Origin of the sequence: Actinoallomurus oryzae, from assembly GCF_039541955.1 — a bacterium.
GTDB classification, from domain to species: Bacteria; Actinomycetota; Actinomycetes; order Streptosporangiales; family Streptosporangiaceae; genus Actinoallomurus; species Actinoallomurus oryzae.
Genome location: NZ_BAABHF010000061.1, coordinates 1 through 18,107 on the forward strand (window position 1 = coordinate 1; position 18,107 = coordinate 18,107).

The window sequence follows — 18,107 nt, forward strand, 5'->3', positions numbered from 1 at the left end:
CGGGTGTCCGGGTTCTTGTCCAGCAGGCGCGCGATCACCGGTGCGAGCGGGCCCGCGCGTACGGGCGGCGGGGCCTCGTCGGTGAGGACCGCGCCGAGGGCCGCCGCCGGCGTGGCCCGCGCGAACGGCGGGCGGCCTTCCACGGCGGAGTACAGCGACGCGCCCAGCGACCACAGGTCCGAGGCGGGCCCGACCGGCCGCTCACGCAGGCGTTCGGGGGCGACGAACCCGGGCGAGCCGACGAAGTCGCCCGTGCGCGTGAGCGCCGGGTCGCCCTCCAGGCTCGCGATGCCGAAGTCGGTGAGGACCACCCGGCCGTCGTCGGCGAGCAGGATGTTGGTCGGCTTCACGTCGCGATGCAGGAACCCGCGCGCGTGCGCCGCGCCGAGCGCCTCCAGCACCCGCAGCCCGATCGCGGCGACCGCCGGCGGCGGCAGCGGGGCCGCGTGGGCGAGCGAGCGGCCGGCCACCAGCTCCATGACGATCCACGGGCGATCGTCCTCGACGACCACGTCGTGCACGGTGACGATGCCGGGATGGTCGAGCAGCGCCGACGCGCGTGCCTCGCGGATAGCCCGGCGGTACAGGTCGGCGCGCTCGGCCTCGGGCAGGTCGCCGGGAAGGAGGACCTCCTTGACCGCGACCTCGCGGCGCAGCGTCTCGTCGCGCGCCCGCCACACCACGCCCATGCCGCCACGGCCGAGAGGACCCACCAGCCGGTAGCGGCCGGCCAGCAAGCGTTCGGTCATCCGCTTCCTCACCCCCCGGCCTGGGACCGCCGGGGTACCTACCACCGGCCGTGGCCCCGCGCCGATCCGCGAGGCCACGGCCGGAACGTCCCTCAGCCGCCGCGCAGGACCGCCCCGACCCGGTCGGCGGCCTCGGCCACCGCCGCGTCACGGGCGCCGGTCGTCTCCTCCACGGTCAGCGTGCGGTCGGCGGCGCGGAAGCGCAGAGTGTACGCCAGCGACTTGTTGCCCTCGCCCGCCTGCTCACCGGTGTACAGGTCGAACAGCCGGACGGACTCCAGCAGGTTCCCCGCGCCGTGCCGGTCGACCCCGGCGCGGAGCGCGGCCTCGACGTCGGCGGCGGGCACGTCCGTCGGCACGATGAGCGCGACGTCCTGCGTGGCCACCGGGTACGTCGTGATCGCCGGGCCGGGCACCACCCGGGCCGCCCACGGCTCGAGCCGGGTCAGGTCGAGCTCCACCGCGCACGTACGGGCCGGCAGGTCGAAGGCCTTGATGACCCGCGGGTGCAGCTCACCGGCGTGGCCGATCACGACGTCGCCGGCGCGCAGGACCGCGCAGCGGCCGGGGTGCCACGGCGCGTGGCGGTCCGCCGCGACCTGGAGTTCGACGCCGGCCTCACGGGCGACGATCCGGGCGGCCTCGATGGCGTCCGCCCAGTTCGCCGGGCGGCCGGCGCCCCACCAGCCGGGCAGGTCGTGTTCGCCCGCCAGGACCGCGCCGATGCGTACGGGCTGGTCGGGCAGGGCGGCCTCGATCGCGGCGAGCTCCTCCGCCGTCGGCCCGCGGTCGACCGGGAGCCGGGGCGGCGGTGGCACGGCCTCGCCCGAGGGCGTGAACTTCGGCCGGTACACCAGGCCGATCTCGAACAGGGCCACGTCGCCGAAGCCACGCCCGATGTTGCGGGCCAGCGCGCGGAACAGCCCCGGCAGCAGGGTCGTGCGCAGCAGCGGCTCGTCGCCGGTCAGCGGGTTGGCCAGCCGCAGCGCTCGCCGCCGTGCGTCGTCGGCCGGCAGCTGCAGGGAGTCCCAGTCGCCCTCGGAGACGAACGGGTAGGCGAGCACCTCGGCGTAGCCGGCCGCGGCCAGGGCGCGGCCCGCGCGCCGCCGCAGACGCTGACCGGGTGTGAGACCGCGTCCGGCCACCGAGCGCGGCGCGCGGGCCGGAATGTTCTCATACCCCTCGAGCCGGATGACCTCTTCGGCGAGGTCGTTCGGGTCGCGCAGGTCGGGCCGCCACGACGGCGGCGTGACCGTCAGCACGTCGTCGCCGGAGACCGCGCAGCCCACCTCGCGCAGGCGGCGGATCACCGTGTCACGCCCGTACTCCATGCCGGCGACCTTGTCGGGGTGGTCGGCGCGGATCGTGATCGTCACCGGCGCGACGGGGGCCCGCAGGTTCGTCTCCCCCGGCAGGATCCGTGCGCCGCCGAGCTCGGCGAGCAGGCGCACGGCCGCGTCCGCCGCCTGGCGCTGCAGCTCGTGGTCGACACCGCGCTCGAAGCGGTAGGAGGAGTCGCTGTGCAGCTTGTGCCGCCGCGCCGTACGGGCGATCGACTCCGCGGAGAAGTGTGCCGCCTCTATGACGATGTCGGTGGACTTCTCGTCCACCTCGGTGGTCAGGCCGCCCATGACGCCCGCGATGTTGACCGGGCCGGACTCGTCGGTGATGAGGATGTCCTCGGGGTCCAGATCGCGTACGACGTGGTCGAGGGTCTCCATCCGCTCGCCGCTCGCCGCCCGGCGTACGACGATCGGGCCCTGGAGCTTGCCGCGGTCCCAGGCGTGCAGCGGCTGGCCCAGCTCGAGCATCAGATAGTTGGTGATGTCGACGGCCAGCGAGATCGAGCGCACGCCGCACTTCTGCAGGCGCCGCACCATCCAGATCGGGCTCGGCGCCGCCGGGTCGAGGCCCTGCACCTCGCGCAGGACGTACCGCGAGCACGCCTCCGGGTCCGCGACGGACGCCGGGTAGGAACCCTCGGCCTGCTCCGGCGGCACGTCGGCCGCCGGGTCGCGGAACGGCACGGAGAACGCCGTCGCCGTCTCGCGGGCGACCCCGCGGATCGAGGCGGTGTAGCCGCGGTCCGGCGTGATGGCGATGTCGAGCACGTCGTCACGCATCTGCAGCAGCTCGACGGCGTCCTGGCCGGGCTCGGCGCCGTACGCCGGAGGCAGCACGAGGATGCCCTCGTGCCCGTCGCCCAGGCCGAGCTCGCGCTCGGAGCAGATCATGCCCTCCGACATCCGCCCGTACGTCTTGCGCGCGCCGATCTCGAACCCGCCCGGCAGCACGCCGCCGGGCAGGATGACGACGACCAGGTCGCCCTCGGCGAAGTTGGTCGCGCCGCAGACGATGTTCTGCGGTTCGGGGTTGCCGATGTCCACCTGGCAGTAGCGGATCGGCTTCTTGAAGCCCGTCAGCTCCTCGATCGCCAGCACCCGGCCGACGACGATCGGGCCCGTGAGGTCGGCGCCGAGCTCGTCGATGGTCTCCACCTCGAGGCCGGCCGCGATCAGCTTCCGCGCGACGTCGCGGGCGGTGACCTCCGCCGGCAGCTCGACGTACTCCCGAAGCCACGAAATCGGGACGCGCATCAGATCTCCATTCCGAAGGCGCGGGTGAAGCGGACGTCACCCTCGACCATGTCGTGCATGTCCTCCACGCCGTGCCGGAACATCAGCGTGCGCTCCACGCCCAGCCCGAACGCCCAGCCGCTGTAGCGCTCCGGGTCGACCCCGCAGGCGACCAGCACGCGCGGGTTGACCATGCCGCAGCCGCCCAGCTCGATCCAGCCTTCGGAGCGGCAGGTGCGGCAGGCCTCGCCGCCCGGCTCGGCCGACGCGCCCCGGCAGACGAAGCACTCCATGTCGACCTCGGCCGACGGCTCGGTGAAGGGGAAGTAGTAGGGCCGGAACCGGGTCCGCAGGCCCTCGCCGAACATGCCGGTGACGAACGCGCCGATGGCGCCGCGCAGGTCGGCCATCGTGATGCCCTCGTCGACGACGAGCCCTTCCATCTGGTGGAAGACCGGGCTGTGCGTCGCGTCGAGCTCGTCGGTGCGGAACGTCTTGCCCGCGCAGACGACGTACACCGGCGGCTCGCGGTCGAGCAGCGCGCGGATCTGCATCGGCGAGGTGTGGGTCCGCAGGACCAGGCCGGACTCCTCCGACTCGACGAAGAAGGTGTCCTGCATCTCCCGCGCCGGGTGCGCGGGCGGGAAGTTCAGCGCGTCGAAGTTGAACCACTCCGCCTCGACCTCGGGCCCCTCGACGATCTCGAACCCCATGGAGACGAAGACGTCGGTCATCCGCTCGGCGATCGTGGTCAGCGGGTGCCGGGCGCCGCGCGGGGCGCGGTCCCAGGGCAGGGTGACGTCGACGGCCTCCTCGACGAGGACCCGCTGGTCGCGTTCGTCCTCCAGCTCGGCCTGGCGGCGCTTGAGCGCCTCGGAGACGTCGCGGCGCGCGCCGCCGACCCGCTTGCCGGCCTCGGCCTTGGCGTGTGGCGGCAGGGCGCCGATCTCCCGGTTGGCGAGGGCGAGCGGCGAGCGGTCGCCGGCGTGGGCCAGGCGTACCTGCTTCAGTTCTTCCAGGCTCGAGGCGGCGTCGATCGCGGCGAGCGCGTCCGCGCGCACGCGGGCCACCTCATCCGGATGCAGCGCGGTGACCTCGACCGGGTCATAGGACTTGTTGGGTGCGGACATCGGTTCGAGCAACTCCAGCCAACGGCGATAGTCATCTGGTCGAGTCATCTGGGAAAACCGGCACACCCCGGCCGCTCGTGGCGGCTCGGGGGGAGCGTCAGGAAGCCCGCGCGGGCGCTCTCAGGCGAAGTCTGGAGCCCCGGCGGGCAGGCTAAATCGGAACTCGGCGCCACCGCCGGGCGCACGTCGTACGGTGATGCCTCCACCGTGCGCCTCGACGAGGCCCTTCACGATGTAGAGGCCGAGGCCGGTGCCGCCGCGCGGCTGGCCGTGGCCGCGCCAGAACTGCCGGAAGACGCGGGGCACGGCTTCGGGCGGGATGCCCTCGCCCTCGTCGCGCACGGACACGACGGCTCCCTGCTTGCGTGAGTCCGGCTCCACCACAATGGTGACAGTACCAGCCCCGTGTCGGAGGGCGTTCTCCACGAGGTTGCCGAGGATCTGGTCGATCTTGTCGGGATCGAGCCACATCTCGGGCAGTTCGCCCAGCACCTCGACCTTGAAGCGCGAGGCGGGCTCCCCTGCCACCACGCGCCCCTTGACCACCTTGTGCACCTCTTCGATCACGTCGACGACCTGGCGGCGCATCTCCAGCCGGCCGGCCTCGATGCGGGACACGTCGAGCAGCTCGGTGATCAGCCGGGTCACCCGGTCGGCGTCGGCGTTGACGGTCTCGAGCATCACGCGCTTCTGGTCGTCGTTGAAGCGGTGCCACTTGGCGAGCAGCGTGGCGGTGAAGCCCTTGACGCTGGTCAGCGGCGAGCGCAGCTCGTGCGCGACCGTCGAGACCAGGTCGGCGCGGTTGCGCTCCTGGCGGGCGCGCTGGACCGCGTCGCGGAGGGCCACGGTGAACGCGGTGACGCTGCCGTCCTCGGCACGGGTGTAGGAGGCCGTGACGAGCAGCTCAAGGCCGTCGGCGAGGTGCAGCGGGCGCTCGGGATGCCGGGTGCGGGTGGCCAGGCCGCCGTACGGGTCAAGGCAGCGCCACCAGTCGCGGCCCTCGGCGTCGAACAGCGGCAGGACCTCGGCGAAGTCGCGGCCGAGCGCGTCGGCCCGCGCGATGCCGGTCAGGCGTTCGGCCGCGCGGTTGAACACGACCACGCGGCGCTCGGCGTCGGCCACGAGCAGCCCGTCGGGCAGCGTGTCCGGGCAGAGTCCGGCGGCGGGATCGCTCGGGTGGGGGCCCGATCCGCCCACGGCCGCCTCAACCTCCCAGTGTCCATGATGGCGCGAACGGCATGACTCTAATGCGCACGAGGAAACACCGCCACGTAAGCGCGTTAATGCCGGGTCTCCAGCGTGTGTGGATACCGTCCGCGGTCTTCGGTCTTGACCGCGGACGGTATCGCGCGCCGCGCCTGAACGCACATCGTCCCGGTCGCGCGTTCGTCCGCGGGCGGGCACGAAACAGGCGTGAAATGCACGTCGGCCGCCGGAAAACGGCGGCCGAATCCGATTTCGCGCGTAGTCGTCACGCGGGCGGGTGCGCCGGGGCGCTCGCGGCGACTCAGGTCGTGAGGGTGTCGCCGGCGTCGTCGTGGGGACGGAAGAGCTGGTCGAGCCGGGTGATCTGCAGAATGCGGCGCTGCGCCGGGCGTACGCCGGTCAGGCGTAGCGAGCCGCCGTCGCGCCCGAGGCGGTTGTTGACGCCCACGAGGGCGCCGAGTCCCGCGGCGTCGCAGAAGCGCACGCCGGTGAAGTCGGCCACGATGTGGGTGCGGCCCTCGTCGGCCAGGGCGACCAGGATGGCGCGCAGCCTTCCCGAGGTGTGCACGTCGATCTCGCCGACGATCTCCACCACGGCCGACGCGCCGTCGCGGCGCACGACCCGGGCGGTCAGGTCCCGCCGCGTCCCTCCCGGACAGCGTCGCACCGCCCCGCGTGCGGCGCGTGCGCCTGCGGTGGCCCCCTCGCGTGCCGCCGACCTGCGACGGCGCGGCGTCGGAATGCCACTCACGTTCGTGTTCACGGTTTCGCCCCGTTCATCGAATGACCCATAGACACCATAGGCAACTCTTAGGACGCACGTATCCCACCGTAGGTTGGTTCAGTCTCCTCCCTACGATGGAGCTCACCACCGATCATGTCCCGTTTTACCGAAATGCGCGAATCGAGGGCTTTACAGCGAGTTTATGGAGTAGATGATATTCCGGCGGTCCCCTTCGACGGGGCGGCCGGCGGGCGGGCCCGACGATGCGCCCCGGCTGGTCGCCCGGCGCGACCCGGCGCGACCCGGCGACCTGCGGACATGGTCCCGGCCGGAGCGTGCCGTTCCCCGTGACTTAGGGTTGGTCGCCGATGGCCGACAACACCCTGGGCTCGAACCACCGCCCACTTCGCGACGTGGTCACGGCGGAGCTGCGCCGCCTGATCCTCCAGGGTGAGTTCATGCCCGGCGAGCGTCTGGTCGAGGACCGGCTGGCCGAACGCCTCGGCGTCTCCCGCAACCCGGTGCGCGAGTCGATCCGGGTGCTCGCCGCGGAAGGGTTCGTCGAGGTGACGCCGCGGCGAGGCGCCGCGGTCGCGCGGCTGTCCCCCGACGAGGCCGAGGAGCTCTTCGACGTACGCGTGGCCCTGGAGGGCCTGAGCGCGCGCCTGTCGGCCCGCAAGGTCACGCCCGAGACCGCCGACCGGCTCCGCGCCGTCCTGGACTCCGCCCGCCTGGCCGTGGACGAGGGCCGGCTCGGAGACGTCGCCGACCTGAACACCGCCTTCCACGCCGCCGTGGCCGATCTGGCCGGCAACACGTACCTGAGCCTGGTCGTGGGCCCGATGCTCCGGCGCGCCCAGTGGCTGTTCCAGCAGACCGCCAGGCACCGCGCACCGCACTCCTGGACCGAGCACCTCAGCCTCTATGAGGCCATCGCCGCGGGCGACGAGCGTGCGGCCGAGGCCCGGGCGATCGCCCACGTCGAGGCGGCGCGGCGCTCCTACCTGGCGGCCCTGGCCGAGGACTGACCCGGCGTCGGCGCCCCCGGCGCGCGCCGTCCGGCCCACGCCGTCCGATCCGCTCCGTCCTACACGGCAGACCTCGCGCCGTGCACCTGATGACGTACGCGAGGAGCCCCTCGGTGAGGCGCGGGCGGCACGTCGACGCGCAGGGCGGCTCCGAGGGCTTCGCCCCGACTTGGTAACGAATCGCCTGTTTTTTCGCGGACGAAACCCACCGGAAACAGGATTTTGTATACGGTCATGCCCGGCGACCAGGCCTCAATGCGGGCGTGGTCCTGTCCGAAATCGGTTTCGTGTCCCCAACCCGACGTCTCCTGCCCCGTCCCGACCCGACCCCCCATCGGAGAAGGAGCGACCGTCCATGCACCTCCCACGTCGGCTCGTCGCCGCGCTCGCGGCGCTGCCACTCGCCCTCACCGCCGCGTGTTCCGGCGGTGGCGGCACCGCCAAGCCGTCCGTCTCCGCCGCCACCGCGGACAACCGCGCGGTCAAGAACGGCGGCACCCTCACGATGGCGCTGTCGGCGGACCCGGACGCCCTGGACCCGAGCACCTCGGTCACCCTGCTGGGTCGCGAGGTGTTCACCTCGATCTGCGAGAAGCTGTATGACATCGACGCGAACGCCCAGATCGTCCCGCAGCTCGCGTCCGCTCTCCCCGACGTCTCGGGAGACGGGAAGACGGTGACCATCAAGCTCCGCAGCGGCGTGAAGTTCAACGACGGCACCGCCTTCGACGCGGCGGCGGTGAAGAAGTCGCTCGACCGCGACCGCACCTGGAAGAAGTCGGCCCGCACCGCCGACCTCGCCGCGGTCAAGAAGGTCGACGTCGTGGATCCCGGCACCGTACGGCTCACGCTGTCGCGCCCGTACTCCCCGCTGACCGCCCAGCTCGCCGACCGGGCCGGGATGATCATGTCGCCCAAGGCCCTGGACGCCGAGGGCGACGACTTCGGCGCGCACCCGGTCTGCGTCGGCCCGTTCAAGTTCGCCAGCCGTACCTCGGGCAGCCAGATCGTCGTCGACCGGGCCCCGGACTACTACGACGCCGCCAAGGTCAAGCTCGACCGCATCGTGTACAAGATCATCGTGGATCCGAACGTCCGGGCCGCCAACCTCAAGTCCGGCGACGTGCAGGCCGCCGAGGAGCTCGCCAACACCACCGTCGCGGGCGTGCAGGCCGACCCGAACCTTCGGGTCGTCTCCGGCGGTGGCCTGGGCTACTACGGCGTCCAGATCAACGTCGGCAACGCCCACGGCTCCACCGAGAAGCCCGGTCCGATCGACACGCCGCTGGGCAAGAGCCCGGAGCTGCGCCAGGCCTTCGAGCTGTCCCTGGACCGCACCGCGATCAACAAGACGGTCTACAACGGGCTCAACCAGCCCGACTGCAGCCCGCTGCCGCTGAACAGCTCCTTCCGCGACAAGAGCCTGACCTGTTCCAACCGGGACATCGCGCAGGCCAAGCAGCTCATCGCCAAGTCGGGGTTCAAGCCGCCGATCCCGGTCAAGCTCCAGGTGCCCAACGACGCCACCAACGAGCGGCTCGGCCAGGTCATCCAGCAGATGACCAAGGAAGCGGGCTTCAACGTCTCCGTCCAGCCGATCGACTTCGCGACCGGGCTGGAGCAGGGCGCGGCCGGCAAGTTCGACGCCATGCAGGTCGGATGGTCCGGGCGCATCGATCCCGACGGCGACCTGACCGGCCAGATCACCACCGGCGGGCAGAACAACTACGCGGGCCTGTCGGACCCGGGCATCGACGACCCGATCCAGCAGGCCGCGGCCACCCAGGACGCCGCCCAGCGCACCCGGCTGTACGCCCAGGCGATCCAGCGGCAGGCCCAGCTGCGCGGAATGATCTACCTGTACCACCAGCTCTACTACCTGGGCACGCGCAAGGACGTCGCCGGCATCCGCTACTACGCCGACGGCCTGCCGCGGCTCGGCACCGCCGGGTTCGTCGCGAAGTAGCCATGGCCCTGTTCATCCTGCGACGGCTCGGCGCCGCCGTGATCGTGCTGTTCCTGGGCAGCGTCCTGGTCTTCCTGGGCGTGCGGGCGCTGCCCGGGGACCCGGCACGCGTGCTCGCCGGGCAGGAGGCCTCGCCGGAGGCCATCGCCGCGATCCGGCACGACTACGGCCTCGACCGGCCGCTGCCCGTGCAGTACGCGCAGTGGGCCGGCAAGGCGCTCACCGGCGACTTCGGCCGTTCCACCCAGGACCGGCTGCCGGTCGCCCACATCCTCACCCAGCGGCTGCCGGTCACGATCGAGCTGTCGGTCCTGGCGATGATCGTCGCGATCGGGATCGGCGTCACCGCCGGCGTCGTGGCGGCGACCCGCCGCGGCCGGTTCGCCGACCACGTCGCGACCGGCTTCGGGCTGGTCGGGCTGTCGGTGCCGCACTTCTGGCTGGGCATGCTCGGCATCCTGCTGTTCTCCGTGCGGCTGCACTGGCTGCCCGCCTCCGGCTACGTGCCCCTCACCGGTGACCCGGGCGGCAACCTGGAACGCATGCTGCTGCCCGCGCTGGTGCTCGGCACCGGCTTCGCGGCGGTGCTGATGCGGCAGACCCGGTCGGCGATGCTCGAGTCGCTGTCGGCCGACTACGTCCGCACCGCGCGCGCCAAGGGGCTGCCGGAGCGCTCGGTCGTGGGCGTGCACGCGCTGCGCAACAGCCTGACGACGGTGGTGACCGTGCTCGGTCTCCAACTCGGCGCCCTGATCAGCGGCGCCGTGGTGACCGAGCAGATCTTCGTCATCCCCGGCTTCGGCAAGCTGACCGTCGACGCCGTGGTGACGCGCAACTACCCGGTCATCCAGGCCGTGGTGCTGGTCACGGTGGCGGGCTACATCGCCGTCAACCTGCTGGTCGACCTCGCGTACGGCGTGCTGAACCCGCGGGTGCGGCTGACGGGGGTGGCCGATGGCTGACCAGACGCTGTCCGCTCCCCTGCCGGCCCTCGCCGGCGCGCCGCCCGGGCGCGCACGGCAGGTCTGGCGGCGGTTCCGGCGCCGCCCCGCCGCGATGGCCGGGCTGATCCTCGTCGCCGGGTTCCTGGCCCTGGCGGTCATCGGGCCGTTCGTCACCGCCGACCCGGCGGCGCAGGACTACAGCGCGCCACTGGCCCCGCCCTCGGGCGGGCATCTGCTGGGCACCGACGACCTCGGCCGGGACATGCTCGCCCGCGTCGCGTACGGGGCGCGGGTCTCTCTGGAGGCCGGGGTGCTGTCCGTGCTGCTCGCGATGGTGGTCGGCGTCCCGGTCGGGCTCGTGGCCGGCTACTACCGCCGCTTCGTCGACCCGGTCGTGATGCGCCTGGTCGACGTCGTGCTCGCGTTCCCGTTCCTGATCTTCGCGGTGGGCATGGCGGCGATCCTCGGACCGTCGCTGCGCAACGTCGTCATCGCGCTCAGCGTCTCCCAGCTCCCGGGGATCATCCGCGTGACGCGCGGCGAGGTGCTCGCCCTGCGCGAGCTGGACTACGTGGCGGCGGCGGTGGCCGACGGCGCGGGCGATGGCCGGATCATGTTCCGGTACGTCCTGCCCGGCGCGACCAGCACGCTGATCGTGCAGGCCACGGTCGGCATCCCGACGGCGATCATCGGCGAGGCGACGCTGTCCTTCCTCGGCCTCGGCGTACAGCCGCCGACGCCGTCGTGGGGCGTGCTGCTCACCGCCGCCCAGCAGTTCCTCGACCAGGCGCCCTGGCTGGCGATCTGGCCCGGCGTGATGATCGCGCTGTCCACGCTCGGGTTCAATCTGCTCGGCGACGGTCTGCGCGACGCCCTGGACCCCCGGAGCGTGCGATGAGCGAACACAGCCTTCTGGAGATCACCGGCCTTCGTGTCGAGTTCGACACCGAGGAGGGCCGGGTCCAGGCCGTACGCGACGTCTCGCTGCGGCTCGAACGCGGCGAGATCCTCGCACTGTGCGGGGAGTCCGGGTGCGGCAAGTCGGTCACCGCGATGTCGGTCCCGCGGCTGCTGCCGCCGGAGACCACCCGGCTGTCCGGCTCGATCCGGCTCGACGGCCGGGAGCTCACCGACCTGCCCGAGAGCGCGCTGCGCGCGATCCGCGGCAAGGACGTCTCCATGGTGTTCCAGGAGCCGATGACCTCGCTGAACCCCTCGTTCACCGTCGGGTTCCAGATCGCCGAGGTGCTGCGCAGGCACGAGGGGATGTCCCGTACGGCGGCGCGCTCGCGCGCGGTGGAGCTGCTCGAGCTGGTCGGGATACCGGCGCCCGCCCGCCGGGTCAAGGAGTATCCCCACCAGCTCTCCGGCGGCATGCGGCAGCGGGTGATGATCGCCATCGCGGTGGCGTGCTCGCCCCGGGTGCTGATCGCCGACGAGCCCACGACCGCCCTCGACGTCACCATCCAGGCCGGCGTGCTCGACGTCTTCCGCGACCTGCGCGACCGGCTCGGCACCGCGATCATCCTCATCACCCACGACCTGGGCGTCGTGGCCGACGTCGCCGACCGGGCCGTCGTCATGTACGCCGGGCGGGCCGTGGAGGAGGCGCCGGTGACCGAGCTGTACGCCCGGCCGCGCCATCCGTACACGGTGGGGCTCATGGGCGCGCTGCCCTCGGCGGCGGTCACCGGCGAGGACGGCCGGCGGCGGCTCGCCGAGATCCCGGGCCTGGTGCCGCCGCCGTTCGAGGACCCGGACGAGTGCGCGTTCCACCCGCGCTGTCCCCGTGCCCGCGACGACTGCGCGGCGACGCGGCCCGCGCTCGAGGCGTTCGGCGCGGAGCACCGGGCCGCGTGCTTCCATCCCCTGTCCACGGCCGCGGGAGGTGACGCGTGAACGCGCCCGTACTCGAAGTGAAGGATCTGGTGAAGCACTACCCCGTCCGGAGGGGCGGCCGGTCCGTGCGCGCGGTCGACGGGGTGTCGCTGTCGGTCGGGCCGGGTGAGGTGCTGGGCCTCGTCGGCGAGTCCGGCAGCGGCAAGTCCACGATCGGCCGGTGCGTGCTGCGGCTGACCGAACCCACCGCCGGTTCGGTGTCTCTCGGCGGGCGGGACGTCACCCATCTGTCGCGGCGGGCGCTGCGGCCGCTCCGGCGCGACGTGCACATGGTGTTCCAGGATCCCTACTCCTCGCTCAACCCCCGGTTCACCGTCGGGCAGATCGTGGCGGAGCCGCTGCGCAGGCACGGCGTGGCCCGCGGCGCCGACGCCGAGACCCGCGTACGCGAGATGCTCGAACGCGTCGGCCTGAGCGCGAACATGCGCACCCGCCGCCCGCACGAGCTGTCCGGCGGGCAGCGCCAGCGGGTCGGGCTCGCCCGCGCGCTGGTCCTGGAGCCCAAACTCGTCGTCGCCGACGAGCCGGTGTCCGCCCTGGACGTGTCGGTGCAGGCCTCGGTGCTCAACCTGATCGCCGACCTGCAGCGCGACATGGGCTTCTCGTGCCTGTTCATCACCCACGACCTGTCGGTGGTGGAGTTCCTGGCCGACCGGATCGCGGTCATGTACCTCGGGCGGATCGTGGAGACCGGACCGACGGAGAAGATCTTCGCCGAGCCGCAGCACCCCTACACCCAGGCGCTGCTGTCCGCCGCGCCCGAGCCCGACCCGGTGCGCCAGCGCGAGCGCAGACGGGTGGTGCTCGGCGGCGAGGTGCCCAGTCCCCTCGACCCGCCGACGGGCTGCCGGTTCCACACCCGATGCCCCGTCGCCGTCGACACTTGCCGTACGGACGAACCGCGGCTGACCGGCGTGCGGGAGGCGGACCGGCCCGTCGCCTGCCACCTCGTGACACCCTCCGCGGTGCCCGACCTCACTGGAAGGAATTAGCGTGTTCACAACCCGCCCCGAGCTGACCGGCGACTTCGGCATGGTGGCGAGCACCCACTGGCTCGCCTCCGCCGCCGGCATGAGCGTGCTCGAACGCGGCGGTAACGCCTTCGACGCGGCGGTCACCGCGGGCTTCGTGCTCCAGGTCGTCGAGCCGCACCTCAACGGGCCGGGCGGCGACCTGCCGATCCTGGTGTGGAGCGCGTCCGACGAGCGGGCGACCGCGGTCTGCGGTCAGGGCACCGCTCCCGCCGCGGCCACCATCGAGCACTACACCGGTCTCGGCCTGGACCTGGTGCCCGGCACCGGGCTGCTGGCCGCGACCGTGCCCGGAGCGTTCGGCGCCTGGCTGCTGATGCTGGAGCGCTGGGGCACCTGGGCGGTCGAGGACGTGCTGGAACCGGCCATCGCCTATGCCGAGAACGGCTTCCCGGCGCTCGAGCGGATCTCGACCACGATCGGCGCCGTCGAGCGGACGTTCACCGAGGACTGGCCGACCTCCGCCGAGGTCTGGATGCCGGACGGGCGGGTACCGGCGCCCGGGTCGCGGCTGCGCAATCCGGCGCTGGCGGCGACCTACCGCCGCATCGCGGCGGCGTCGCGCGCCGCATCGGGCACCCGCGAGACGCGTATCGCCGCCGCGCGCGACGCCTGGTACCGCGGTTTCGTCGCCGAGGCGATCGCGCGGTTCTGCGCGGAGACGGCCTGGCGCGACACCTCCGGACGCCGGCACGGCGGCCTGCTGACCGGCGACGACCTGGACGGCTGGCAGGCCACCGCCGAAGAACCGCTCGGGTACGACTACCACGGCTACCGCGTGCTCAAGACGGGCCCGTGGGGACAGGGGCCGGTCTTCCTCCAGCAGCTCGCCCTGCTGTCGGGCTTCGACCTGGACGCGGCGGGCCACCTGTCGGCGGACTACGTCCACACCGTGACCGAGGTCGCCAAGCTCGCCTTCGCCGACCGCGAGGCCTGGTACGGCGATCCGGCGTACACCAAGGTGCCGATGGAGTCGCTGCTGCTCCCCGGCTACAACGACGAGCGGCGCCGCCTGGTCGGCGCGGAGGCGAGCTTCGCGCTGCGGCCCGGTGCCCCGGACGGACGCGAGCCGGTGCTCTCCGTCACGGCCCCCGGCCCGGACGCCCCGATCGGCGAGGGCGTGGGCGAGCCGACCGTACGCGGCGACGGGCGCGTGGACGGCGACACCTGTCACCTCGACGTCGCCGACCGCTACGGCAACCTGGTGTCGGCGACGCCGAGCGGAGGCTGGCTGCAGAGCTCGCCGGTCATCCCCGAGCTGGGCTTCTGCCTGGGCACCCGCGCGCAGATGTTCTGGCTGGAGCCGGGCCTGCCCGCGTCGCTGCGGCCCGGCAGCCGGCCCCGTACGACCCTGTCGCCGTCGCTCGCGCTGCGCGACGGCTCTCCGTGGATGGCGTTCGGGACCCCGGGCGGCGACCAGCAGGACCAGTGGAGCCTGAACTTCTTCCTGTCCGTCGTGCACGGCGGCCTGAACCTCCAGGAGGCGATCGACGCGCCGATGTTCCACTCGGTGCACTTCCCCAGCTCGTTCTATCCACGCGGCGCGCGGCCGGGCGGCCTGGTCGTGGAGGAGCGGCTCGACCCGGAGGTCGTCGCGGAGCTGCGGCGGCGCGGCCACGACGTCGACGTCCAGGGACCGTGGACGCTCGGCCGGCTCAGCGCGGTGACCCGCGACCCCGGCGAGCCCGGCTTCCTGCGCGCGGCGGCCAACCCGCGGGGCGCCCAGGGTTACGCGGTCGGACGGTAACGCATGGATCTGGCGGAGACCGGACTGCTGGCCGCGGCCGGCGTGGCGGCGGGAGTCGTCAACGCCGTCGCCGGGGGCGGGTCCCTGATCTCGTTCCCCACCCTCCTCGCGGTGGGGTACCCGGCCGTGTCGGCGAACGTGACCAACACGGTGGCGCTGTGGCCGGGGTACATCGGGGGGGCGCTGGGCTATCGGGAGGAGCTGTCCGGCCAGCGGGGGCGGGCGATCGCGTTCAGCCTGACGAGCGTGGTCGGGGCGGTGGCGGGTTGTCTGCTGCTGCTGGTCACCCCCGAGGGGGTCTTCCACTCGCTGACGCCGGTGCTGATCGCGATGGCGAGCCTGCTGCTGGCCGTCCAGCCGTGGCTGAAGAGGCGGCTTCACGCCTCGGAGCGGCTGACCCGGCAGCACCACCGGACGCTGCTGCACGCCGGTCTGCTGTTCGGGGGGATCTACGGCGCCTACTTCGGCGCCGGCCTGGGGGTCATGCTGCTGGGGATCCTCAGCGTGTTCGTCCACGACCGCCTGCAACGGGTCAACGCCGTGCGCGCGGTGTTGTCGCTGGTGATCAACACGGTGGCGTTCGCGGCGTTCGCGCTGTTCGGCCCGGTGCGGTGGTACGCCGTGGCGGTGATGGCGGTGGCCAGCCTCGTCGGCGGGTTCGCGGGCGCGCGCGTGGCGCGGCGGCTGTCGCCGGAGATCCTGCGCGGAGTGATCGTGACGTTCGGCCTGGGCGTGGCCCTCGCCCTGGCCCTGCGCTGAGCGGGCACCCGTGACGCCCGAGGCGGCCCTGCGCCGCCGTCAGGGGGTCCGGGAAGCCCGCTGGGCGCGCGCCGAGGTGTAGAGGCAGACCGCGGCGGCGGTGGCCAGGTTGAGGCTCTCAGCGCCGCCGTAGATGGGGACCCGGACCACCTCGTCGACGGCGTTCAGGATCTCTTCGGGCAGTCCCCACGCCTCATTGCCGAACACCCAGGCGGTGGGCCCGTCGAGCGTGCCCGTGTCCAGGGCGGTGTCCAGTGAGGACTCCCCCGCCCCGTCGGCGGCGACCACGGTCAGGCCCGCGCCCTTCAGCGCCGGGATGAGGGCGTCGAACCGCGGACCCGTCACGACCGGCAGGTGGAACAGGCTCCCGGCCGAGGCGCGGACGCACTTGCCGTTGTAGGGGTCCACCGAGGCGTCGGTGAAGATCACCGAGTCGGACCCCGCCGCGTCCGCGGTCCGCAGGACCGTGCCCGCGTTGCCCGGGTCGCGGACGTGCGCCAGGACCGTCACCAGGCGCGGCGCCGGTGACAGCGCCTTGTCCAGCGGGACGTCGACGAACTCGCAGACCGCCAGCAGGCCCTGCGGGGTGACGGTCTGGGCCAGCTCGGCCATGACCTCACCGCTCACCCGGAAGATCGGCACGCCGGCCTTCTCCGCCTGGGCGACCAGGTCCTGGTGGCGGTTCTCGGCCTCGGCGGTGGCGAACAGCTCGGCCAGAACGCCGTTCAGCGCCAGGGCCTCGCGGACGGCCTGCGGGCCCTCCGCGAGGAATCGGTGCTCACGGCGCCGGAACGCGCGTTTGGCGAGCCGGCGAGCCGCCTTCACCCTCGGTGATCGGGTGGAACTCAGCTCCCGGCCCGCCATCTGCGCGGATGTCCTGATGCGAATCAGGCCGCGGCGGTGCCCGCGGGCAGCGCCTTCTTGGCGGTCTCGACGAGCACCGCGAACGCGGGGGCGTCGTTGACCGCGAGCTCGGCGAGCATCCGGCGGTCGACCTCGACGCCGGCCTCGCGCAGGCCCTGGATGAATCGGTTGTAGGTCATCCCGTTGGCGCGGGCCGCCGCGTTGATCCGCTGGATCCAGAGCCGACGGAACTGGCCCTTGCGGTCCTTCCGGTCACGGAAGGCGTACGTCATCGAGTGGAGCTGCTGCTCCTTGGCCTTGCGGTACAGCCTGGACCGCTGGCCGCGGTAGCCACTCGCCCGCTCCAGGACGACCCGGCGCTTCTTGGCGGCGTTGACCGCCCGCTTCACGCGTGCCACGTTTCGAACTCCCTCGTGGGGGCCGGTGCCTCGTGGACAGCCGGCCGGTCGTAGGACTTACGGGACCACCGGTGCCGTGCGGGCACCGGGAGCCCGGCGATCATTTCGGTGCCGGGCTTACTTGCCGAGCAGCTTCTTGATCTTCGTTTCGTCGTTCTTGGAGAGCACCACGGGCCCGTCCAGCCGGCGCGTGCGCTTGGTCGGCTTGTGCTCGAGCAGGTGGTTGCGGTTGGCGCGGCGGCGCATGACCTTGCCGGTGCCGGTGACCTTGAATCGTTTCTTGGCACCACTGTGCGTCTTCATCTTCGGCATGGTCGCCGACGTCTCCCTAGTCCGAGCGCCCCGGCACGGGCGCGCGGCGTCCCGTTCGTGGGACACCGGGCGCCGGACAAGGCGCGATGTGCGTGCTTCATCGCGAGACGACCCCGCTACGTGAGCAGGGTCGCGGTGGGACTGCCCCGGGTCAGGCCGGGGCCTCGTCCTCCACCTGCCGACGCGCGCGACTGCCGGTCGCGGCGCGCTGCTCGGCCTTTGCCTCGCTCTTCTTCCTGTGCGGCCCGAGCACCATGATCATGTTGCGGCCGTCCTGCTTGGGCCTGGACTCGACGAAGCCGAGTTCTTCGACGTCCTCCGCCAGCCGCTGCAGAAGCCGGAACCCGAGCTCGGGGCGGGACTGCTCGCGGCCACGGAACATGATCGTGACCTTGACCTTGTCACCTGCCTTGAGGAACCGCTCGACGTGGCCCTTCTTGGTGCCGTAGTCGTGCGGATCGATCTTCGGCCGGAGTTTGATCTCCTTGATGACGGTGTGCGCCTGGTTACGTCGCGCATCGCGGGCCTTCATCGCGGACTCGTACTTGAACTTTCCGTAGTCCATGAGCTTGGCCACGGGCGGTCGCGCGGTCGGGGCGACCTCCACCAGGTCGAGATCGGACTCCCGGGCAAGGTCGAGAGCCTTGGCGATGGGAACGATGCCGACCTGTTCGCCGTTCGGACCGACGAGCCGGACCTCGGGCACGCGAATGCGCTCGTTGATACGCGGTTCGGCGCTGATGGGACCTCCTTGGGGTACTTCGCTGTCTCTGA

17 protein-coding genes are annotated in these 18,107 nt (G+C 72.5%); 8 read left to right on the plus strand and 9 right to left on the minus strand.

The features are described from left to right. The 5 genes from ABEA10_RS46110 to ABEA10_RS46130 form a co-directional block, all read right to left on the minus strand. On the minus strand, positions 1-749 hold a 749-nt coding region (locus ABEA10_RS46110), incomplete at its 3' end, for a serine/threonine-protein kinase (protein WP_345475051.1). Positions 750-841: 92 nt separating this feature from the next. Continuing rightward, a complete protein-coding gene (gene pheT / locus ABEA10_RS46115) occupies positions 842-3,346 on the minus strand; it encodes a phenylalanine--tRNA ligase subunit beta (RefSeq protein WP_345475052.1) in 2,505 nt (834 codons plus the stop codon). Continuing rightward, entirely contained in the window at positions 3,346-4,455 is a 1,110-nt protein-coding gene (gene pheS, locus ABEA10_RS46120) for a phenylalanine--tRNA ligase subunit alpha (RefSeq protein ID WP_345475209.1), read from the minus strand. Before pheS ends, pheT begins: the two co-directional genes overlap by 1 nt. Positions 4,456-4,575: 120 nt before the next feature. Beyond that, positions 4,576-5,652 carry a sensor histidine kinase gene (locus ABEA10_RS46125; RefSeq protein ID WP_345475053.1) on the minus strand — a complete coding sequence of 359 codons (1,077 nt, stop codon included), beginning with the start codon at positions 5,650-5,652 and terminating at the stop codon, positions 4,576-4,578. 310 nt (positions 5,653-5,962) lie between these two features. Further along, positions 5,963-6,424 carry an STAS domain-containing protein gene (locus ABEA10_RS46130; RefSeq protein WP_345475054.1) on the minus strand — a complete coding sequence of 154 codons (462 nt, stop codon included), beginning with the start codon at positions 6,422-6,424 and terminating at the stop codon, positions 5,963-5,965. Between the two features lie 329 nt (positions 6,425-6,753). Between ABEA10_RS46130 and ABEA10_RS46135 the strand changes: the two genes are divergently transcribed. From ABEA10_RS46135 to ABEA10_RS46170, 8 genes are all read left to right on the plus strand, one after another. Next, the gene (locus ABEA10_RS46135; protein WP_329261855.1) at positions 6,754-7,413 is read left to right on the plus strand and encodes a GntR family transcriptional regulator; all 660 of its coding nucleotides are present in this window, start codon (positions 6,754-6,756) and stop codon (positions 7,411-7,413) included. 355 nt (positions 7,414-7,768) lie between these two features. Further along, positions 7,769-9,379: an ABC transporter substrate-binding protein gene (locus ABEA10_RS46140; RefSeq protein ID WP_345475055.1), complete on the plus strand. Its 1,611-nt coding sequence runs from the start codon at positions 7,769-7,771 to the stop codon at positions 9,377-9,379. A 2-nt stretch (positions 9,380-9,381) separates the two neighbouring features. Continuing rightward, positions 9,382-10,341, plus strand: a complete 960-nt coding sequence (locus ABEA10_RS46145) for an ABC transporter permease (protein ID WP_345475056.1) — start codon at positions 9,382-9,384, stop codon at positions 10,339-10,341. Next, entirely contained in the window at positions 10,334-11,221 is an 888-nt protein-coding gene (locus ABEA10_RS46150; protein ID WP_345475057.1) for an ABC transporter permease, read from the plus strand. Before ABEA10_RS46145 ends, ABEA10_RS46150 begins: the two co-directional genes overlap by 8 nt. Next, on the plus strand, positions 11,218-12,222 hold the full coding sequence (locus tag ABEA10_RS46155; protein ID WP_345475058.1) for an ABC transporter ATP-binding protein: 1,005 nt from the start codon (positions 11,218-11,220) through the stop codon (positions 12,220-12,222). Before ABEA10_RS46150 ends, ABEA10_RS46155 begins: the two co-directional genes overlap by 4 nt. Next, entirely contained in the window at positions 12,219-13,214 is a 996-nt protein-coding gene (locus ABEA10_RS46160; RefSeq protein WP_345475059.1) for an ABC transporter ATP-binding protein, read from the plus strand. The genes ABEA10_RS46155 and ABEA10_RS46160 overlap by 4 nt, the downstream gene beginning before the upstream one ends. After that, positions 13,210-15,000 carry a gamma-glutamyltransferase family protein gene (locus ABEA10_RS46165; protein WP_345475210.1) on the plus strand — a complete coding sequence of 597 codons (1,791 nt, stop codon included), beginning with the start codon at positions 13,210-13,212 and terminating at the stop codon, positions 14,998-15,000. Before ABEA10_RS46160 ends, ABEA10_RS46165 begins: the two co-directional genes overlap by 5 nt. A 3-nt stretch (positions 15,001-15,003) precedes the next feature. After that, positions 15,004-15,759 (plus strand): sulfite exporter TauE/SafE family protein, encoded by a 756-nt coding sequence (locus ABEA10_RS46170; RefSeq protein ID WP_345475060.1) that lies wholly within the window; start codon positions 15,004-15,006, stop codon positions 15,757-15,759. A 39-nt stretch (positions 15,760-15,798) separates the two neighbouring features. Here ABEA10_RS46170 and ABEA10_RS46175 read toward each other — a convergent pair whose 3' ends face one another. The 4 genes from ABEA10_RS46175 to infC all read right to left on the minus strand — a co-directional run bounded on the left by ABEA10_RS46175 (position 15,799) and on the right by infC (position 18,075). Beyond that, positions 15,799-16,623 carry a TrmH family RNA methyltransferase gene (locus ABEA10_RS46175; protein ID WP_345475061.1) on the minus strand — a complete coding sequence of 275 codons (825 nt, stop codon included), beginning with the start codon at positions 16,621-16,623 and terminating at the stop codon, positions 15,799-15,801. Between the two features lie 23 nt (positions 16,624-16,646). After that, positions 16,647-17,021, minus strand: a complete 375-nt coding sequence (gene rplT / locus ABEA10_RS46180; RefSeq protein WP_285618952.1) for a 50S ribosomal protein L20 — start codon at positions 17,019-17,021, stop codon at positions 16,647-16,649. A 117-nt stretch (positions 17,022-17,138) separates the two neighbouring features. Beyond that, positions 17,139-17,333 carry a 50S ribosomal protein L35 gene (gene rpmI / locus ABEA10_RS46185; RefSeq protein ID WP_329261832.1) on the minus strand — a complete coding sequence of 65 codons (195 nt, stop codon included), beginning with the start codon at positions 17,331-17,333 and terminating at the stop codon, positions 17,139-17,141. A gap of 151 nt (positions 17,334-17,484) precedes the next feature. Next, positions 17,485-18,075: a translation initiation factor IF-3 gene (infC, locus tag ABEA10_RS46190; RefSeq protein WP_425551057.1), complete on the minus strand. Its 591-nt coding sequence runs from the start codon at positions 18,073-18,075 to the stop codon at positions 17,485-17,487. Positions 18,076-18,107 lie beyond the last annotated feature (32 nt).

Excerpts from the sequence above, each read along its gene's own strand:
- pheT (WP_345475052.1), bottom strand. The coding sequence starts at position 3,346 with ATGCGCGTCCCGATTTCGTGGCTTCGGGAGTACGTCGAGCTGCCGGCG.
- pheS (WP_345475209.1), bottom strand. The coding sequence starts at position 4,455 with ATGTCCGCACCCAACAAGTCCTATGACCCGGTCGAGGTCACCGCGCTG.
- ABEA10_RS46135 (WP_329261855.1), top strand. The coding sequence starts at position 6,754 with ATGGCCGACAACACCCTGGGCTCGAACCACCGCCCACTTCGCGACGTG.
- ABEA10_RS46140 (WP_345475055.1), top strand. The coding sequence starts at position 7,769 with ATGCACCTCCCACGTCGGCTCGTCGCCGCGCTCGCGGCGCTGCCACTC.
- ABEA10_RS46145 (WP_345475056.1), top strand. The coding sequence starts at position 9,382 with ATGGCCCTGTTCATCCTGCGACGGCTCGGCGCCGCCGTGATCGTGCTG.
- ABEA10_RS46150 (WP_345475057.1), top strand. The coding sequence starts at position 10,334 with ATGGCTGACCAGACGCTGTCCGCTCCCCTGCCGGCCCTCGCCGGCGCG.
- ABEA10_RS46155 (WP_345475058.1), top strand. The coding sequence starts at position 11,218 with ATGAGCGAACACAGCCTTCTGGAGATCACCGGCCTTCGTGTCGAGTTC.
- ABEA10_RS46170 (WP_345475060.1), top strand. The coding sequence starts at position 15,004 with ATGGATCTGGCGGAGACCGGACTGCTGGCCGCGGCCGGCGTGGCGGCG.
- ABEA10_RS46175 (WP_345475061.1), bottom strand. The coding sequence starts at position 16,623 with ATGGCGGGCCGGGAGCTGAGTTCCACCCGATCACCGAGGGTGAAGGCG.
- rpmI (WP_329261832.1), bottom strand. The coding sequence starts at position 17,333 with ATGCCGAAGATGAAGACGCACAGTGGTGCCAAGAAACGATTCAAGGTC.